This is a genomic window from Martinezella multihospitum, assembly GCF_900094585.1.
Lineage (GTDB): Bacteria > Pseudomonadota > Alphaproteobacteria > Rhizobiales > Rhizobiaceae > Rhizobium > Rhizobium multihospitium.
The window spans coordinates 221,407-237,127 of the sequence record NZ_FMAG01000002.1; the positions used below are offsets into that span (position 1 = coordinate 221,407).

At 61.6% G+C, this 15,721-nt stretch carries 16 protein-coding genes; 10 read left to right on the forward strand and 6 right to left on the reverse strand.

Annotated elements, in window-relative coordinates; all coding sequences use genetic code 11:
- Positions 1–4 precede the first annotated feature (4 nt).
- From GA0061103_RS07870 to GA0061103_RS07885, 4 genes are all read left to right on the forward strand, one after another.
- Positions 5–898 (forward strand): ABC transporter permease subunit, encoded by an 894-nt coding sequence (locus GA0061103_RS07870; protein WP_092709277.1) that lies wholly within the window; start codon positions 5–7, stop codon positions 896–898.
- Positions 898–1,914, forward strand: a complete 1,017-nt coding sequence (locus tag GA0061103_RS07875) for an ABC transporter ATP-binding protein (RefSeq protein ID WP_092709280.1) — start codon at positions 898–900, stop codon at positions 1,912–1,914. The genes GA0061103_RS07870 and GA0061103_RS07875 overlap by 1 nt, the downstream gene beginning before the upstream one ends.
- The gene (locus tag GA0061103_RS07880; RefSeq protein ID WP_092709283.1) at positions 1,911–2,864 is read left to right on the forward strand and encodes a peptide ABC transporter ATP-binding protein; all 954 of its coding nucleotides are present in this window, start codon (positions 1,911–1,913) and stop codon (positions 2,862–2,864) included. The genes GA0061103_RS07875 and GA0061103_RS07880 overlap by 4 nt, the downstream gene beginning before the upstream one ends.
- Before the next feature lie 233 nt (positions 2,865–3,097).
- Positions 3,098–3,625 (forward strand): gluconokinase, encoded by a 528-nt coding sequence (locus GA0061103_RS07885; protein WP_092709286.1) that lies wholly within the window; start codon positions 3,098–3,100, stop codon positions 3,623–3,625.
- Between the two features lie 9 nt (positions 3,626–3,634).
- Here the strand turns inward: GA0061103_RS07885 and GA0061103_RS07890 are convergent, their stop codons facing one another.
- From GA0061103_RS07890 to GA0061103_RS07900, 3 genes are all read right to left on the reverse strand, one after another.
- The gene (locus GA0061103_RS07890; RefSeq protein WP_092709288.1) at positions 3,635–4,882 is read right to left on the reverse strand and encodes an NAD(P)/FAD-dependent oxidoreductase; all 1,248 of its coding nucleotides are present in this window, start codon (positions 4,880–4,882) and stop codon (positions 3,635–3,637) included.
- Between the two features lie 118 nt (positions 4,883–5,000).
- Positions 5,001–5,498, reverse strand: a complete 498-nt coding sequence (locus GA0061103_RS07895) for an isoprenylcysteine carboxyl methyltransferase family protein (RefSeq protein ID WP_092709291.1) — start codon at positions 5,496–5,498, stop codon at positions 5,001–5,003.
- The gene (locus GA0061103_RS07900) at positions 5,498–6,550 is read right to left on the reverse strand and encodes a type III polyketide synthase (RefSeq protein ID WP_092709294.1); all 1,053 of its coding nucleotides are present in this window, start codon (positions 6,548–6,550) and stop codon (positions 5,498–5,500) included. Before GA0061103_RS07900 ends, GA0061103_RS07895 begins: the two co-directional genes overlap by 1 nt.
- 197 nt (positions 6,551–6,747) lie before the next feature.
- Here GA0061103_RS07900 and GA0061103_RS07905 point away from each other — a divergent pair, with 197 nt between their 5' ends.
- The 5 genes from GA0061103_RS07905 (at position 6,748) to GA0061103_RS07925 (ending at position 11,250) form a co-directional block, all read left to right on the forward strand.
- Positions 6,748–7,290, forward strand: coding sequence for a tetratricopeptide repeat protein (locus tag GA0061103_RS07905; protein ID WP_092709296.1), 543 nt, complete (start codon positions 6,748–6,750; stop codon positions 7,288–7,290).
- Positions 7,291–7,352: 62 nt separating this feature from the next.
- Positions 7,353–7,997: an RNA polymerase sigma factor gene (locus GA0061103_RS07910; RefSeq protein WP_092709299.1), complete on the forward strand. Its 645-nt coding sequence runs from the start codon at positions 7,353–7,355 to the stop codon at positions 7,995–7,997.
- A complete protein-coding gene (locus GA0061103_RS07915) occupies positions 7,990–8,793 on the forward strand; it encodes an anti-sigma factor family protein (RefSeq protein ID WP_245304706.1) in 804 nt (267 codons plus the stop codon). The genes GA0061103_RS07910 and GA0061103_RS07915 overlap by 8 nt, the downstream gene beginning before the upstream one ends.
- A gap of 145 nt (positions 8,794–8,938) precedes the next feature.
- The gene (locus GA0061103_RS07920; protein ID WP_092709302.1) at positions 8,939–10,516 is read left to right on the forward strand and encodes a Ppx/GppA phosphatase family protein; all 1,578 of its coding nucleotides are present in this window, start codon (positions 8,939–8,941) and stop codon (positions 10,514–10,516) included.
- Positions 10,513–11,250 (forward strand): RlmE family RNA methyltransferase, encoded by a 738-nt coding sequence (locus tag GA0061103_RS07925; protein WP_092709305.1) that lies wholly within the window; start codon positions 10,513–10,515, stop codon positions 11,248–11,250. The genes GA0061103_RS07920 and GA0061103_RS07925 overlap by 4 nt, the downstream gene beginning before the upstream one ends.
- Positions 11,251–11,327: 77 nt before the next feature.
- Here the strand turns inward: GA0061103_RS07925 and GA0061103_RS07930 are convergent, their stop codons facing one another.
- Complete coding sequence (locus GA0061103_RS07930) at positions 11,328–12,758, reverse strand: MFS transporter (RefSeq protein WP_092711163.1); 1,431 nt, start codon at positions 12,756–12,758, stop codon at positions 11,328–11,330.
- A gap of 347 nt (positions 12,759–13,105) precedes the next feature.
- Between GA0061103_RS07930 and GA0061103_RS07935 the strand changes: the two genes are divergently transcribed.
- Positions 13,106–13,978: an MBL fold metallo-hydrolase gene (locus GA0061103_RS07935; RefSeq protein WP_092709307.1), complete on the forward strand. Its 873-nt coding sequence runs from the start codon at positions 13,106–13,108 to the stop codon at positions 13,976–13,978.
- 38 nt (positions 13,979–14,016) lie between these two features.
- Here GA0061103_RS07935 and GA0061103_RS07940 read toward each other — a convergent pair whose 3' ends face one another.
- The gene (locus GA0061103_RS07940; RefSeq protein ID WP_092711165.1) at positions 14,017–14,934 is read right to left on the reverse strand and encodes an alpha/beta fold hydrolase; all 918 of its coding nucleotides are present in this window, start codon (positions 14,932–14,934) and stop codon (positions 14,017–14,019) included.
- A 98-nt stretch (positions 14,935–15,032) separates the two neighbouring features.
- Complete coding sequence (plsY, locus tag GA0061103_RS07945) at positions 15,033–15,698, reverse strand: glycerol-3-phosphate 1-O-acyltransferase PlsY (protein ID WP_092709310.1); 666 nt, start codon at positions 15,696–15,698, stop codon at positions 15,033–15,035.
- Positions 15,699–15,721 lie beyond the last annotated feature (23 nt).

The following is a 15,721-nucleotide window of genomic DNA, read 5'->3' on the forward strand; positions in this document are numbered from 1 at the left end:
GTCCATGAGCACGGTAAGCGTCAAAACCGACCGTCCTTCCGCTCTGGCGGAGTTCTGGTACTATTTTTCCCGCAACAAGGGCGCCGTCATCGGACTTGCGATCTTCGTCTTCGTTCTCTTGCTGGCGATCTTCGCCAGCGTCGTCGCACCCCATAATCCTGACGCCGCTTACGGCAGCGACATGCAGCGCTTGCCGCCGGTCTGGGCGGCCGGCGGCAACAGCAGCTTCCTGCTCGGCACGGACGCCATTGGCCGCGATTTGCTGTCGCGCCTCATCTACGGCACGCGGTATTCGCTGTTCATCGGCCTCGTGGTTGCTTCGGTTTCCGCGGCCGCCGGCGTCCTGATCGGCCTTGTCGCCGGCTATGTTCGCGGCTACACCGACACGATCATCATGCGCGTCATGGATATCATCCTCGCCGTCCCTTCGCTGCTGCTCGCCCTGGTGCTGGTGGCGATCCTCGGGGCTGGTCTGACGAATGCGATGATAGCCATCGCCATCACCTACCAGCCGCATTTCGTTCGCCTGACCCGCGCCTCCGTCATGGCCGAGCGCGACAAGGAATATGTCGTTGCCTCGCGCGTTGCCGGCGCTGGTTCGTTGCGGCTGATGTTCAAGACGATCCTGCCCAACTGTCTTGGGCCGCTGATCGTCCAGACGACGCTCTCCTTCTCGTCGGCCATTCTGGATGCCGCCGCTCTTGGCTTCCTCGGCCAGGGCGCCCAGCCGCCGACGGCGGAATGGGGCACGATGCTCGCGGACTCGCGTGAATTCTTCCTGAGCAATCCTTGGCTCGTCACTTTCCCCGGTCTCTGTATCCTGATTACGGTGCTCGCCATCAATCTGATGGGCGACGGCCTGCGCGATGCCTTCGACCCGAAGCTGAAGAGGTCGTAATGGCACTCCTCGATATTGAAAACCTATCCGTTGAATTCCAGACCTCGTCCGGCCTGTTCCGGGCGGTCGATGGTGTCTCGCTGAAATGCGACAAGGGAGAGATCCTCTCGATCGTCGGCGAGTCCGGTTCTGGTAAATCCGTCTCGATGCTCGCCATGATGGGCCTTCTGCCCTGGACGGCGAAGATCACCGCCGACCGCATGATGTTCGATGGCAAGGATCTGCGCGGTATCTCCTCGCGTCAACGCCGCAAGATCATCGGCAAGGACATGGCGATGATCTTCCAGGAGCCGATGTCGAGCCTCAACCCGTGCTTCACGGTCGGCTTCCAGCTCGGCGAGACGCTCCGCATCCACATGGGGCTTGACCGCAAGGCGCGCCGCGAGCGCTCCATCGAGCTTTTGAAGCTCGTCGGCATTCCGGCACCGGAAGATCGTCTGTCGAACTTCCCGCACCAGATGTCCGGCGGCATGAGCCAGCGCGTCATGATCGCCATGGCGCTCGCCTGCAATCCGAAGCTTTTGATCGCCGATGAGCCGACCACTGCGCTCGACGTGACGATCCAGGCGCAGATCCTCGATCTGCTCGTGCGCCTGCAGCAGGAGCAGGGCATGGCGCTCGTGCTCATTACCCACGACATGGGCGTCGTTGCCGAAACGGCAGAGCGGGTGCAGGTGCAATATGCCGGCCAGAAGGTCGAGGAGCAGCCGGTCAAGGCGCTGTTCCGCGATCCGCATCATCCCTATACGGCAGCCCTTCTCTCGGCTCTGCCGGAGCGTGCCGAAGTCGGCGAGCGCCTGCCATCGATTGCCGGCGTCGTTCCCGGTCAGCACGATCGCCCGACGGGCTGTCTCTTTGCGCCCCGCTGTTCCTTTGCCACGCCGGAATGCGACAAGGGCGTCAAGCGCCAGGGTAGCGAACTCGGCCTGACCCTTTGCAACTATCCGCTGGAACATGGCAAGCCGCTCGGTCACCCCGGCATTGCCGCCACGCAAGCAGCAGGAGGTGCCGCATGACCGGCGCTGTTCTCGAAGGGCGCGATCTCGCCCGCTTTTACACCGTCAAGCGCGGCACCTTCAAACCGGAAGCGACCGTCAAGGCGCTGAACGGCGTCAGCTTCAGCCTGCAGTCGGGCCGCACGCTCGCCGTCGTCGGTGAATCCGGTTGCGGCAAGTCGACGCTCGCCCGTCTGGTGACGATGATCGAACATCCGACGGCAGGCGAATTGCTGATCGACGGCAAGCCGGCAAAGCTTGGCGACCGCAACCTGCGCAGCGCCGTGCAGATCGTGTTCCAGAACCCTTATGGTTCGCTCAACCCGCGTCAGAAGGTCGGCTCGATCCTGGAAGAGCCGCTGAAGATCAACACGGATGATGACGCCGCCACCCGCCGCCGCAAGGCGGAGGAGATGATGGCGCGTGTCGGCCTGCGCCCGGAGCATTACGATCGTTACCCGCATATGTTCTCCGGCGGTCAGCGCCAGCGTATCGCCATTGCGCGCGCCCTGATGCTCCGGCCGAAGGTGCTGGTGCTCGACGAGCCGGTGTCCGCGCTCGATCTGTCGATCCAGGCACAGGTGCTGAACCTCTTGATGGACCTGCAGAAGGAGATGGGTCTTGCCTATCTCTTCATCTCGCACGGCCTTTCCGTCGTCCGCCATATCGCCGACGACGTGATGGTGATGTATCTCGGACGCCCGGTCGAAACCGGCACAGCCGAAGAAGTCTTCACCCGGCCGCGTCATCCTTATACGGCCGCCCTTCTGTCGGCGACGCCGATCGCTGACCCGGAGCGCGAGAAGAACCGCATCCGCCTGCAGGGCGAGCTGCCGTCGCCGCTCAACCCGCCGAAGGGATGTCACTTCAATCCGCGCTGCTGGCGTGCCCAGGACAAGTGTCGCCAGGTCGAACCGGAACTTGCGGGCGAGGGAACGCATAAATTTTCCTGTTTCTTTCCGCTGGATTGATCCAAGTTGTGAATCAGGCAGATGCCAGCTTTACCGCGCCTTTCTGCCTGACCCCTCACCCCAACCCTCTCCCCGCATGCGGGGAGAGGGGTCTGGTCCTGCGAACTGGCTCTGTCGTTCCCTCGCCCCGTTTACGGGGAGAGGGTTAGGGTGAAGGGCCAGGCAATCGGATGCGTCAACGGCACAATCCGCCTGACTATCACTATCGGCCACGATCCAAGGCAGAAAACAGCATGAACGAACCATCCAACACACCTCTCGCCATCATCGTCATGGGCGTGAGCGGCAGCGGCAAATCCTCGATTGGGGAAGGAGTCGCAGCTCAGCTCGGTGTCCATTTCATCGAAGGCGATGCGCTGCACCCGGCCGCCAATGTCGAGAAGATGAGCAAGGGCATTCCACTGACCGACGAGGATCGCTGGCCTTGGCTCGAACGGATCGGCCGTGAGATCACCGCAAGCCTTGCCAAGGGCGAGGGGATCGCCGTCTCGTGCTCGGCCTTGAAGCGTGTCTATCGCGAGCGCCTGCGCGCGTCTGCCGGCGGCCACCTCTACTTCATCTATCTCCACGGATCCAAGGAGCTGCTGACGAAGCGCATGGGCGAGCGCAAGGGCCACTTCATGCCGGCCTCGCTGCTCGAAAGCCAGCTGCAGACCTTGGAAGTGCCGACCGGCGAGCCCGGCGTCGTCACCGTCGACATCGATGCCACGATCGAGGAGATCGTCGATGCCTCTGTCAAAAGCCTGAAGGCTATTCTCTAAATCAGTAATTTAAGGCGCAAACCGGCCCGGAGCATAAGCCGAAATATCGATAAAGGGTGTCTCGCCGGTGATGAGCTCGGCCAGCACGCGGCCGGTCACCGGCCCGAGCGTCAGCCCGTGATGTGCGTGCCCGAAGGCGAACCACAGGCCGTTATGGCGCGGCGCCTTGCCGATGATCGGCATCATGTCGGGCGTGCAGGGTCGCGCTCCCATCCAGGGTTCAGGGTCGAGCCGCTCGCCGAGCGGGAAGGCAGTGCGGGCGACGGCTTCGGCACGGTCGAGCTGGACCGGCGTCTTCGGTGCATCTCGCAAGGCAAATTCGGCACCGGTCGTCAGGCGAATACCGCGGCTCATCGGTGCCAGCAAATAGCCACGCTCGGCATCCAGCATCCAGTTGTTGAGAACCGCATCGCCCTCGGGCGCATAATGCATGTGATAGCCGCGCTTGACACCGAGCGGGAAGGCATAGCCGAAGCGTTTCGTCACGATATCCGCCCAGGGGCCGAGTGCCACGACGACATCCTCCGCCTCGATCGAACCTTCCGCCGTCACCATTCTCCAGGCGGAACCGGCCATGCCGAGCGAGACGGCATCTCCCGTCGTCACACGCCCACCGATGCTCTCGAAATAGCGACGATAGGCCGCCGTTAGCCCATGCGGGTCCAGCACCGACCAGGGATCGCGCCAGCGAAGCGCGCCGGCAAAATTACCCCTTAGATGCGGCTCGGCTGCTGCGATCTCCGCGCTGTTCATCGCGTCGTAGCCGATCCCGAACTCGCGGCTCAGGCGTTCGGCTTCGGCAAACTCGGCGTCGCGCTTCCCGTTCGTACGGAACAGCTCCACCCAGCCGTTCTTGCGGATGAGTTCTTCGGCATGCGAGGCCTCGATGAGGTCGTTGTGCTCGCTGACGGAATGTTCGATCAGCGGCGCATAGGCGCGTGAGATCATTTCATGGCGCTTGGTATTGGAGTTCCACCAATAGCGAGCGAGGAAAGCGATCTGCGCCGGCAGCGCGCGCAGATGGTAATGCGCGTCGATGCGATTGTTGAAGGCATAGCGCAGCAGCAGGCCGAATTGCTGCGGAAAGCCATAGGGCACCACGCCCTCGCGCTGTATGAGGCCGGCATTGCCGAAGGAGGTTCCCTGACCGGGCGGCTGGCGATCGACGAGGACGACCTGTCGCCCCCGCCGCTGCAGATGGATTGCCGTCGAAACCCCGACGATACCAGCACCGAGAACGATTGCGTCCTTTGTCATCTTATCCTGCTATCCGCATGCTCATTGCCTTGTCACGTGACCTTCGGCATAGCCTGGGCCGTGCTCTAAGCATCGAAAATGCCTGCCAAATTTCAGCGGCGCAATTGAAAAATGCGGGTCAGGTCGCACTCTGTTTCAGGCAGGCGTTTTCGGCGCGGATGCGGATCGCAAGGATGATGCCGTTGAGCAGCGAAAAGATCGCGGCGTAAAGCGGCATACCGAAAGCGAGAGGCAAGACGGCGATCTCGCCGACGACAACGGCATAGTTGGGATGGCTGAGGAAGCGATAGGGACCGTTGGTCACTAGTGGCGCGCCGGGCAGGATGATGATGCGCGTTGTCCAGCGCTCTCCAAGCGTCGCCAGTACCCAGAGACGCAGTCCCTGCAGCACCATGAAGAGCAGGAACCAGACGGGATCGACTGGCCTCCCGATGGCGAGCAGCCATAGTCCGATCAGCCAGGCCGCATGCATCGCCACCATAAACGGATAGTGCTCCGAGGCATATTCCCGGGCACCACGGGCAAGGAGCGCTGCGGTGTTGTGCCTGGCATAGATGAGTTCTGCCAGCCGCTGCAGCGTCACGAAGGTCAGAAGCGCGATCGATGGCCACAGCATCAGGCGACCCTTTTCAAGGTGATGCAGCTCGCCGAAAATCCCGGCCCCATGGCGAGCAGGGCGGAACGTTCGGGCAATCCGGCCGCAATGGCGCGCTCCAACACGAACAGCACGGTGGGCGAGGACATGTTGCCATAGTCGCCGATCACCTCGCGCTCGATATCGAGCGAACCTTCTTCCAGGCGGAGTGCGCTTTCCAGCGCTGACAGCACCTTGGCGCCGCCGGGATGGCAGATGAAGCGGTCGATATCGGAGATCAATAGCCCGGATCGCTCCAGGATGCCGGCAACCGCGCCCCTCAGATGTGTTTCGGCAAAGACCGGCAGCGATTGTTCGAGGATGATGCCGAAGCCGGTATCGTCGATCTTCCATCCCATGATGCCGAGACTGTCGGGGAAAAGATGTTCGCCCGTCGATTCGATGTCCGCGATACCGCCTTCGCCGGCGCGGAGCACGCAGGCCGCTCCACCATCGCCGAACAGCGCCGTCGCGATAATGTTCGGCCGTGTCAGCTCATCCAGGCGAAACGCAAGCGAGCAGAGTTCGATCGCGACGAAGAGTATGACGGCGCCCGGCCGGCTTCTTGCCATTTTCGTCGCGACGGCAAGGCCGGACACGCCCGCCGCACAGCCGAGCCCGAAGATCGGCACGCGCTCGATATCCAGGCGGAAGCCCATCTCGCCCGCAAGCCGTGCTTCGAGGCTCGGCGTCGCAAGCCCTGTGGACGAAGCCGTGACGATGCAGTCCACCTCTCTGGCCTCGAGACCGGCGCGCTGCAACGCCGCTGTTGCGGACTGACGGAAAAGTTCGGAGGCTACCTCGGTATAGGCAGCCATGCGATCCCGCCAGCCGTGCGGCTCTTCGAACCAGGAAAGCGGCCGCGCCACATGGCGCTTGCGGATGCCGGTGCTTTCGAACACGCGGGCGAGATATTTGAAGTCCTGAAAGCGGTCCGAAAAGAGGCGGCCCGCCGTCTCGGTGGCATCGGTCTGAAGGATGATGTTGTCGGGTGTGGCGACGGCGAGGCTTAGAAGTTTGACTGTTGCGGTCACGGGTTTCTCCTGTGCCCTTGAGGGGCATGTCGGCGGAAACACGCGATGACGCTCGTCTATTCGATGCCGGACCGGTCACGAAAGAGTGACGGCATCTGAAAATGGGTTTGCTGAAAAAAGTTCGGAACCTATCCGAATAAAAGATGCCGGCGGTGTGTTCTCTCCTCGCAACGTTCATTTTGCCAAGGAGACATTCCATGACGACCAAAGCATTTCGCCTGGCTTCCATCGCCCTCGGCGCAGGCCTGACCCTCGGCGCTTTCGCCGTTCCGGTCTTTGCCGCCGGCGACGATTCCAGCACGACGCCGACCTGCAAGAAGGGCGAGATCTACGATCAGAAGGCGAAGAAGTGCGTCAAGCAGCAGAGCGCCAACGTCACCGACGAAAACCGTGCCGACTATGCTTATTCGCTCGCCAAGAAGGATCATCGCTACGAGGAAGCCCTGGCGGTTCTCGACACGATGAAGAACCCAAATACGGCCGAAGCGCTGAACTATCGCGGCTATGTCACCCGCAAGCTCGGCCGCACGGATGAAGGCATTTCCTATTACCAGAAGTCCGTCGCCATGGATCCGAAATACACGCTGGTCCGCGAATATCTCGGTGAGGCCTATGTCATCAAGGGCCAGATGGATCTCGCCAAGGATCAGCTGGACACGATCAAGACGCTCTGCGGCAATACGAGCTGCGAGGAATATCGCGATCTTCACGCCGCGATCATGAACCCGTCCAGCCTGTGATCGCAGGTTCGGGTCAACGATGAAGGCGACAAGCAGGGAGCTTTGCGAGGGATATGGGAGTGATGCCGGTCGCTCGTGGCGCGATTTCTGCTTATAGTCTGACGGCAACGGAGCCGCCGAAAAGGATGGCGGCTCCCCGACATGCGAATGCCGCGGAGGATGCCATAGCGAGCGAAGAGGATATCAGGACAGGCCTGTCCCAGCACCTGACGCGGCTGTGGCGCTATGGCTTGGTGCTGTCGCGCCAGCGCGACGTGGCCGACGATCTCGTGCAGGCGACCTGCGTGAGAGCGCTGGAGCGGGCGGCTCAGTTTGCCGCGGGCACGAGGCTTGATCGCTGGTTGTTTGCGATCCTTCATTCGATCTGGCTGAACGAGGTCCGTTCGCGCCGGGTTCGTATGGGGCAAGGCTTCGTCGATGCCGACGAGACGCTGGTGTTCGACGGCGCGCAGGAAACCGAAACGCATATTCTGGCCGGACAGGTGTTGCAGCGCGTGCAGGCATTGCCGGAAGCGCAGCGCACCGCCGTGTTCCTGGCCTATGTCGAGGGGCTTTCCTATCGCGAGGTGGCCGAGATCCTTGATGTGCCGATCGGAACCGTCATGAGCCGGCTGGCGGCAGCGCGGGCAAAACTGGCAGATGGTATGGGGATGGCGGCTGACGGAAAATCGTCCGGAGGTGGGCGACTGGGGAATGGAAATGAGTGAATTGAACAAAGAACAGATGGTTACGGACGAACAGCTGACCGCCTTCATCGATGGCGAACTGGATGCCGCCGACCGCGACAGGATCGAGGCGCTAATCGCCAGTGACGAGCGCGTGGCGGAGCGTTTCGATTTCCTGTCGCACAGCACGCTGCCCTTTTCTGAGGCGTTTCAGCCGATGCTTGCCGAGGCGCCGGCTGCGAAGCTGGATGCCATGCTCGCCGCCATTCCCTTGAGAGAGGAGAGCAAGATCCGCGCCGGTGGCATTGGCCGCCGTGGTTTTCTGGCCGCAATGGCCGCGAGCTTCGTGGCCGCCATTGCTATCGACCGCGCGGTGATCGGCATCGGTCGCAAGCTTTCGAAGCCGGACGAGGATACGGAATGGCGTGCCGTTGTGGCGGAATATCTTTCGCTTTACACGGCGGATACGCTGAGTGCTCCGGCCGGTGACCATGCGCAGCAGGTCGCGCAGTTGAATGAGGTCGGTGCCAAGTTGGATCTGCCGCTGGCGCCGGAAGCGATTGCCATGCCGGGCATAGAGTTCAAGCGTGCTCAGATCCTGAACTACGACAGCAAGCCACTCGCCCAGATCGCCTATCTCGACCCGGAAAGCGGCCCGATGGCGCTCTGCATCGTTCAATCTAACAGGGGTGTGGTCGCGCCGGACATGGAAAATCGTCGCGGCATGAATGTCGTCTATTGGTCGAGCGCCACACACGCCTTCATGCTGATCGGTCATGCGCCGATCGATCGCATGCAGCAACTTGCGGCTGATGTCAGGGTGCGCCTCGTCGCCTGAGGGCTGTTTCCGGCGCGACTAAAATGGCGTGATTCAAAAAGAATTTGGCGAAAACCCATCCTGCTGGTATTCTTTGGCCAACGAAAATCGAACGAGCGCCAGCAGCATGCCCCCAAGGCCTTGCGCGGTGCGGTGGAAAAGATACGTGAGTGACCCCGAAAGCGGCCTAGCGCCGCAGGCAGACGGGGCGTCGGCAGCAGAGCGCAGGAAGGGTAAATCCTCCCGGCGCGCGAAGCGTAAGCGCGGTCATGGCCGCCAGAACGCTCATTCTGCGGAGGCTAGCCAGGCAGGTAAGTCCAGCCAGGCGGCACAGCGCCCAGCAGAGGACGAGGCCGGTTCGCCGGCCAGAAAGCGCAAGCGCCGCCGCCGTGCACGCGGCGCAGCCCAGGGCGGCGCGCAGCCTGCTTCCCCAACACAGCAGTTTTCGTCACCGGCGGAGCATCGCGCTTCGCCGGAGCATGGCCACCCCTCCTCGCATAAGAGCGGCAAGAATCGACGCAAGCATCGCAGCAAGCGCGGCCTGCAGGGTCGGCCTCTCGCGCATGAGAAGACGGCACAGATCGTCGCTCCAGCGAATACGCAGGCGAATGTCCACGCTCCGACCCATGACGATCACCGTCAGAACCGGCAGCCACAGCCGCGACGCGAAGGGCAGGGGCAGCATCATTATGCCGAGGCTGACTCCCGGCCGCTCGACCTCTATGCCGCCCTCGATCTCGGCACCAACAATTGCCGCCTGCTGATTGCGCAGCCGACACGCCCGGGTCAGTTCCGCGTGGTCGATGCCTTTTCGCGCATCGTGCGCCTCGGTGAAGGGCTTGGCGCCAGCGGGCGCCTCTCCGGCGATGCGATGGATCGGGCGGTCGAGGCGCTGCGTATCTGCGCGGCCAAACTGAAGACCCGCGAAATCCGCCGTATGCGGCTAATCGCGACCGAGGCCTGCCGTGCCGCCGACAATGGCGAAGCGTTTCTTTCGCGCGTCACCGAAGAAACCGGACTGCAGCTCGAAATCATCGACCGCGAGACGGAGGCTCGGCTTGCCGTTTCCGGTTGCTCGTCGCTCGTCGGGCCGGAGGCGCGCTCGGTCGTGCTGTTCGATATTGGCGGCGGCTCTTCCGAAATCGCCGTCATTCGCATTGGCGAGAATCGCTCCAGCCGGCTTGCCAATCACATTACCCATTGGACTTCGCTGCCCGTCGGCGTTGTCACGCTCTCGGAGCGGCATGGCGGACGCGATGTGACGCCGGAACTGTTCGAGACCATGGTTTGCGAAGTCCAGCGCATGCTCGAGCATTTCGATTGCCCGCCCGTCCAGGGCGCGGCGCGCGACAGCGGCGACTTCCATCTGATCGGGACTTCGGGCACGGTGACGACGCTTGCCGGTGTCCATCTCGATCTGCCGCGCTACGATCGGCGTCGGGTCGATGGCGTCTGGCTGTCTGATGATGAAGTGAGCGCGATGCAGGCCAAGCTCTTGTCCTGGGATTTCGCGGGCCGCGCCGCTAATCCCTGCATCGGGCCGGATCGCGCCGATCTGGTGCTGGCCGGTTGCGCCATTCTGGAGGCGATCCGCCGCCGTTGGCCGAGCCCGCGCATGCGCGTGGCCGATCGCGGCCTGCGCGAGGGATTGCTGACCGACATGATGGCAGACGATGGCGTGTGGCGGCGAGGCCGCTCGCGCAGAGGTCATCGACCGAGGGATACAAAGGGGCCGCAGACGTGACCAAGCCAACCATCGCCGGCAACCGCACGGGCCGCAAGCTCGGCCAGCGCGTCAAGAAAAAGAAGCTGAAGGCCTCGTCGCGGCAATGGCTGCAACGGCATATCAACGATCCCTATGTGCAGCGCGCCCAGCTTGAAGGCTATCGCGCCCGCGCCGCCTTCAAGCTTTTGGAGATCGATGAGAAGCATCAGATCCTGAAGGGCGCGCGCCGTATCATCGATCTCGGCGCGGCACCCGGCAGCTGGTCGCAGATCGCCGCCAAGGTCACAGACTCGACTGAAGAGGATATCCGCGTTGCCGCCATCGACTTCCTCGAAATGGCGCCGATTCCCGGCGTCACCATCCTGCAGCTCGATTTCCTCGATCCGGAAGCGCCGCAGCGGCTGATCGACGCCGTCGGCGGTACGCCGAATCTGGTCATTTCCGATATGGCCGCACCGACGACAGGCCATCACCGCACTGACCACCTGCGCACCATGCATTTGTGTGAAGTCGCGGCGCACTTTGCCGTCGAGGTGCTGGCGGAAGGCGGTCATTTCCTCGCCAAGACCTTCCAGGGCGGCACGGAGCGTGACCTCTTGACCTTCCTCAAGCAGAATTTCCGTCAGGTCATCCATGTGAAGCCCGGCGCATCCAGAGCCGAGTCGGTGGAAATGTTCCTGCTGGCAAAAGGCTTCAAGGGCCGGAAGCCGGAAGGCGAAACGGAAGAAGCGGAAGCCGCCGCCGATCGTTGAGCTCGGCGGCTCTTGATCCATAAATTAGCGAGATTTCGACCACGCTGCGGTTTTGCCGAAGCGTAGGGGTCGTATTGTCACTTGGCGGCAGGCTGTTGTACCTGAGGCTGCAGTGCGTCGACGCGCTTGAGGCCGGCCTTATGGCCGGAAACCATGGCGCCGGCGCTGCGATCCATCCGGATGAAGGGGATGGTCGCAACCACGGTCAGAATCGAGATGCAGAAGAAGGCGATGTGGAAATCGCGGACCTGCAGCTCCGTACCGCTGAAGAAGGTCGAGGTTTCCAGGATCATGGCGGCGACGGCAACGCCGAGCGCCAGGCTGATCTGCTGCATGACCGAGCTCATCGACGTCGCCTGGCTTGCCTGCTTGTCGCTGATATCGGCGAAGGCCAGCGCATTGATGCCGGTGAAGAAGAAGGAGCGGGAGAAGCCGCCGATCAGCAATATCGCGACGATGATGAGATGCGGCGTCCAGGGCTGGAAGAAGCCGGTGCAGATCGTGGTGATGGTGGTGACGGCTGCTGCCGAAAGCAGCGCCGTCTTGAAGCCGACGGCAGTAAAGACGCGGCGGGCAATGAACTTCGTCGAAATCGCGCCGATGGCGCCGGCGAAGGTGATGAGGCCGGACTGGAACGGATTGAGGCCGAAGCCGAGCTGCAGCATCAGCGGTGTCAGGAAAGGCATGGCGCCGATGCAGATGCGGAACAGCGTGCCGCCCGTCACCGAAGCGCGGAAGGTGGCATTCTTCAGCAGCGTCAGATCGAGGATCGGAGCCGGGTGACGGCGCGCGTGGCCGATATAGAGGAAGCCGCAGACGAAGCCGATGACGACGGCAGAGATGCCGATATAGGGCGGCAGCGCCGGCAGGCTGATGACGGACATGCCGAAAACGACGCCGGAGGCTGCAAAAGATGTCAGCAGGAAACCGATGACATCGAGCTTCGGCGGCATGGTCGCTTCCACATCGGGCAGGAAGATCGACGAGAGAATGACGCCGAGAATGCCGACGGGCACGTTGATGAGGAAGATCCAGTGCCAGGAGGCATAGGTGGTGATGAAACCGCCGAGCGGCGGGCCGGCAAGCGGGCCGACGAGCGCGGGAATGGAGAGGAGCGCCATCGCCGACACCAGATCGCTCTTCTGCGTGGTGCGCACCAGCACAAGGCGTCCGACCGGTGTCATCATCGAGCCGCCGACGCCCTGCAGGAAGCGGGCGAAGACGAACTCCAGAAGGCCGCCGGAAAAGGCGCACATGATAGAGCCGATGACGAAGACGCAGATGGCGACGCGGAAAATGTTCTTCGCGCCGAAACGATCCGCCATCCAGCCGCTGATCGGGATGAAGACCGCCAGCGACACCATATAGGAGGTCAGCGCCAGCTTCAGCGTGATCGGGCCGACATGGAGGTCGTTGGCGATGGCCGGCAGCGCTGTCGCGATGACGGTGGAATCCATCTGTTCCATGAAAAGGGCTACGGCGAGGATCAATGGAACGATGCGATTCATGGGCATCCGCCTTGATAGGTCTGTCTTCGGAAAGCCGTCGCTCAGGGTGCGATCAGCCGCTCTGTAGTCCTATGCGAGGCTGCTGCCAATCCTGGATTTTGCTCCATGAAGGCTTGGGGATCACGTCTTCGTGATATCCACTGCCGCATCGGGTAGGACGCAGGATTTGACATATGCTAAGAGCATGGAAATGCTAAGCGCATAAAACGTCGTCCGGTCTATTAGCGGATTTGGATTGTCTTGTCATGACCAAATTTTCGGTTGTAGGCGAGGACCTTCCGGGCCGCTGTCGCCGGCGACGACGATAGGCGCAGCTTACGCTGCGCATCAGCACAAGGAGTGAGTTCATGACTGCCGTCCTGCCCCCGGATACGCATCAGTTCAAATTGGGATCCTGCACAGTCACCGTCGTCAAGGACGGCGCCAACATCATGGACAATCCCTGGGAGACCTTCGGCTCGAACCAGACGCCGGACACCGTTCGCAAATTGCTGGAGCAGAATTTCCTGCCGACGGAAAAGTTCGTCAACAGCTATGCGCCGGCCGTCATCGATACCGGTTCCGACGTGATCGTCGTCGATACGGGTTTTGGTGCGGCCGGTCGCGCTCGTGGCCTCGGCCGCTTTCGTGAGGGGCTGAAAGCTGCAGGCTACGCGCCGGAGCAGGTTACGGTCGTCGCTCTCACGCATCTGCATGGCGATCATATCAACGGGCTGATGGAGGAAGGCGGTCCTGCCTTTCCGAACGCCCGCTATGTCGCCGGCGAGATCGAATATGGGTTCTGGACCGACACGGCGCGCGAGGGAACCCCGGCGGAAGGCGGCCATAAGGCAGTCCTCGCCAATGTCGTGCCCTTCGCCGAAAAGATGACTTTCCTTAGGGATGGCGACCAGATCGTCGGCGGCATGACCGCCATGCTGGCGCCAGGCCACACCCCCGGCCATCTTGTCTTTCATCTCGAATCAGACGGCAGGCAGCTCGTCATGACCGGCGACACCGCCAACCATTATGTCCTGTCGCTCGGTCGCCCGGATTGGGAAGTCCGCTTCGATGCTGATAAGGCACAGGCCGCGAAAACCCGCCGACGCATCTTCGACATGATCGCCGCCGACCGCATCCCCTTCCTCGGCTTCCACATGCCTTTCCCCGCCGTCGGCTTCGTCGAAAAGCAGCCGGAAGGCTTCCGCTACATCCCGAAAACCTATCAGCTCGACGTTTAAGGACGGCAAATGCTATTACTTAAACGCGGAATGTGAGCTCAAGAACGGTCGCGAAAGAGACCGTCATCCCGATGCGCAACAGCGCGGATGGCATCTGCAAAAACAGCAGGCGCCTCCTGAGGCAGATTATGTCCAACCCTTGCAATAATGCGGCGTTGATAAAATGCCGTTTTGAAATGGCGCGCGGCGTGGTCGGTTGTATCGGGTGGATCGACACCGTCATCGGCACCCTGCAGAACAAAGCTCGGCACGACGATGTCAGGTTGCTTGGCTAGTTCTGCCTCTATGGACTGCAGCCGCGGATCCCCCGGAATGCCGCCAAACCGATGTCGATAGGAGTGAATGACGATATCGACGAAATCCGGATTTTCGAACGCCGCAAAGCTCTGCTCATAGGTGGTGTCATCGAAATCCCATGTGGGAGACCATAGCTTCCAGATGAAACGGCAAAGCTCGTGGCGTTTCTCGGTCAATCCCGTCCGGCCGCGCTCCGAGTGAAAGTAATATTGGTACCAATAACGGTATTCTTCCTCGGGCGGGACAGGTTGTCCTGCGGCAGCGATGTTCTGGATGTTGTATCCCATGCCGCAGCTTACCAGTCCGCGAACGCGCTCCGGCCAAAGGGCAGCGAGAATACAGGCTGCCCGGCCACCCCAATCATAGCCGCCAAGCGTCGCCGAAGAGATGCCAAGCGCGTCCATGAAAGCCAGAAGGTCTGAACCTAGAGCGGCTTGCTCTCCTGACCGGAAGGTTTCGTCAGAAAGGAATCGCGTCGAGCCGAATCCACGCAAAAACGGCACGAAACAATGCCATCCATCTAAAGCAAGTTGCTCGGCCACTTGGTCATAAGCATGAATGTCATACGGAAAGCCGTGCAAAAGGATCACCGGCTGGCCGTCGAGTGGTCCGCTTTCGCGATAGGCAATTTCCAGAACGCCGGCTGTGACTGTCTTCATGTGCCATTCCTCTTCCGGCCAGATGCGCATGCGAGAGGCTTTTGAGCATGACAAAACCGGCTCTAGGTCACAATCGAAATTCGCGAAGCTCCGTGCTTTCAATTCCGGACCACGGCATTTCGCCCAAGACGAGGTTCCGTTCCTGCCAGCAGTCGCTGAATGTTCGTACGATGGCGCGCTATCACGTAAAGGCCGCCGGCAATCACCAACAATCGATAAGGTAACGGCTGCTCCAGGCCGCAAATAAGGGCAATCGCAGTCAAGGCTGCCAGGATTGAGCCCAGAGAAACAATCCGAAAAATAGCCAAGGCAACCCCAAAAACGGTCACTGCACCTAATCCCACCGGCCAGGCTATGGCCAGCAAAAGGCCAAGTCCCGTTGCAACGGATTTGCCGCCTCTAAAATTCAACCAAATCGGGCGGCTATGTCCCAGCAACGCGGCAAGTCCGGCCAAACAAACAGCCCAGGGAACCAAGCTTTGTTGGCTCTGCGAACCAAGCGCGGTCGGCAGTGTATCGAACCAAGGATAGAACCAACGGGCAAAGACGATCGCCGCGGCGCCCTTCAGCACATCGATCGCGAGCACCGCCAGGGCGGCCCATTTCCCGAGAGTGCGCAACACATTTGTTGCGCCGGTGGATTTGGAACCAAGTTCCCGAATATCAACGCCCTTGAGCAGTCTTCCCGCCAGATAGCCCGTGGGTATGGAGCCGAAGAGATAGGCGATCGCCAATCCAGCGACATTTGCGATCCAGAAACCCATGAGCGTCACCTCTGTCTAAGTCT

What these genes read in the sequence shown, in the direction of transcription:
- GA0061103_RS07870 (WP_092709277.1), top strand. Translation starts at nt 5, where the DNA reads ATGAGCACGGTAAGCGTCAAAACCGACCGTCCTTCCGCTCTGGCGGAG.
- GA0061103_RS07875 (WP_092709280.1), top strand. Translation starts at nt 898, where the DNA reads ATGGCACTCCTCGATATTGAAAACCTATCCGTTGAATTCCAGACCTCG.
- GA0061103_RS07880 (WP_092709283.1), top strand. Translation starts at nt 1,911, where the DNA reads ATGACCGGCGCTGTTCTCGAAGGGCGCGATCTCGCCCGCTTTTACACC.
- GA0061103_RS07885 (WP_092709286.1), top strand. Translation starts at nt 3,098, where the DNA reads ATGAACGAACCATCCAACACACCTCTCGCCATCATCGTCATGGGCGTG.
- GA0061103_RS07890 (WP_092709288.1), bottom strand. Translation starts at nt 4,882, where the DNA reads ATGACAAAGGACGCAATCGTTCTCGGTGCTGGTATCGTCGGGGTTTCG.
- GA0061103_RS07895 (WP_092709291.1), bottom strand. Translation starts at nt 5,498, where the DNA reads ATGCTGTGGCCATCGATCGCGCTTCTGACCTTCGTGACGCTGCAGCGG.
- GA0061103_RS07905 (WP_092709296.1), top strand. Translation starts at nt 6,748, where the DNA reads ATGACGACCAAAGCATTTCGCCTGGCTTCCATCGCCCTCGGCGCAGGC.
- GA0061103_RS07910 (WP_092709299.1), top strand. Translation starts at nt 7,353, where the DNA reads ATGCCGGTCGCTCGTGGCGCGATTTCTGCTTATAGTCTGACGGCAACG.
- GA0061103_RS07915 (WP_245304706.1), top strand. Translation starts at nt 7,990, where the DNA reads ATGAGTGAATTGAACAAAGAACAGATGGTTACGGACGAACAGCTGACC.
- GA0061103_RS07930 (WP_092711163.1), bottom strand. Translation starts at nt 12,758, where the DNA reads ATGAATCGCATCGTTCCATTGATCCTCGCCGTAGCCCTTTTCATGGAA.
- GA0061103_RS07935 (WP_092709307.1), top strand. Translation starts at nt 13,106, where the DNA reads ATGACTGCCGTCCTGCCCCCGGATACGCATCAGTTCAAATTGGGATCC.
- GA0061103_RS07940 (WP_092711165.1), bottom strand. Translation starts at nt 14,934, where the DNA reads ATGAAGACAGTCACAGCCGGCGTTCTGGAAATTGCCTATCGCGAAAGC.
- plsY (WP_092709310.1), bottom strand. Translation starts at nt 15,698, where the DNA reads ATGGGTTTCTGGATCGCAAATGTCGCTGGATTGGCGATCGCCTATCTC.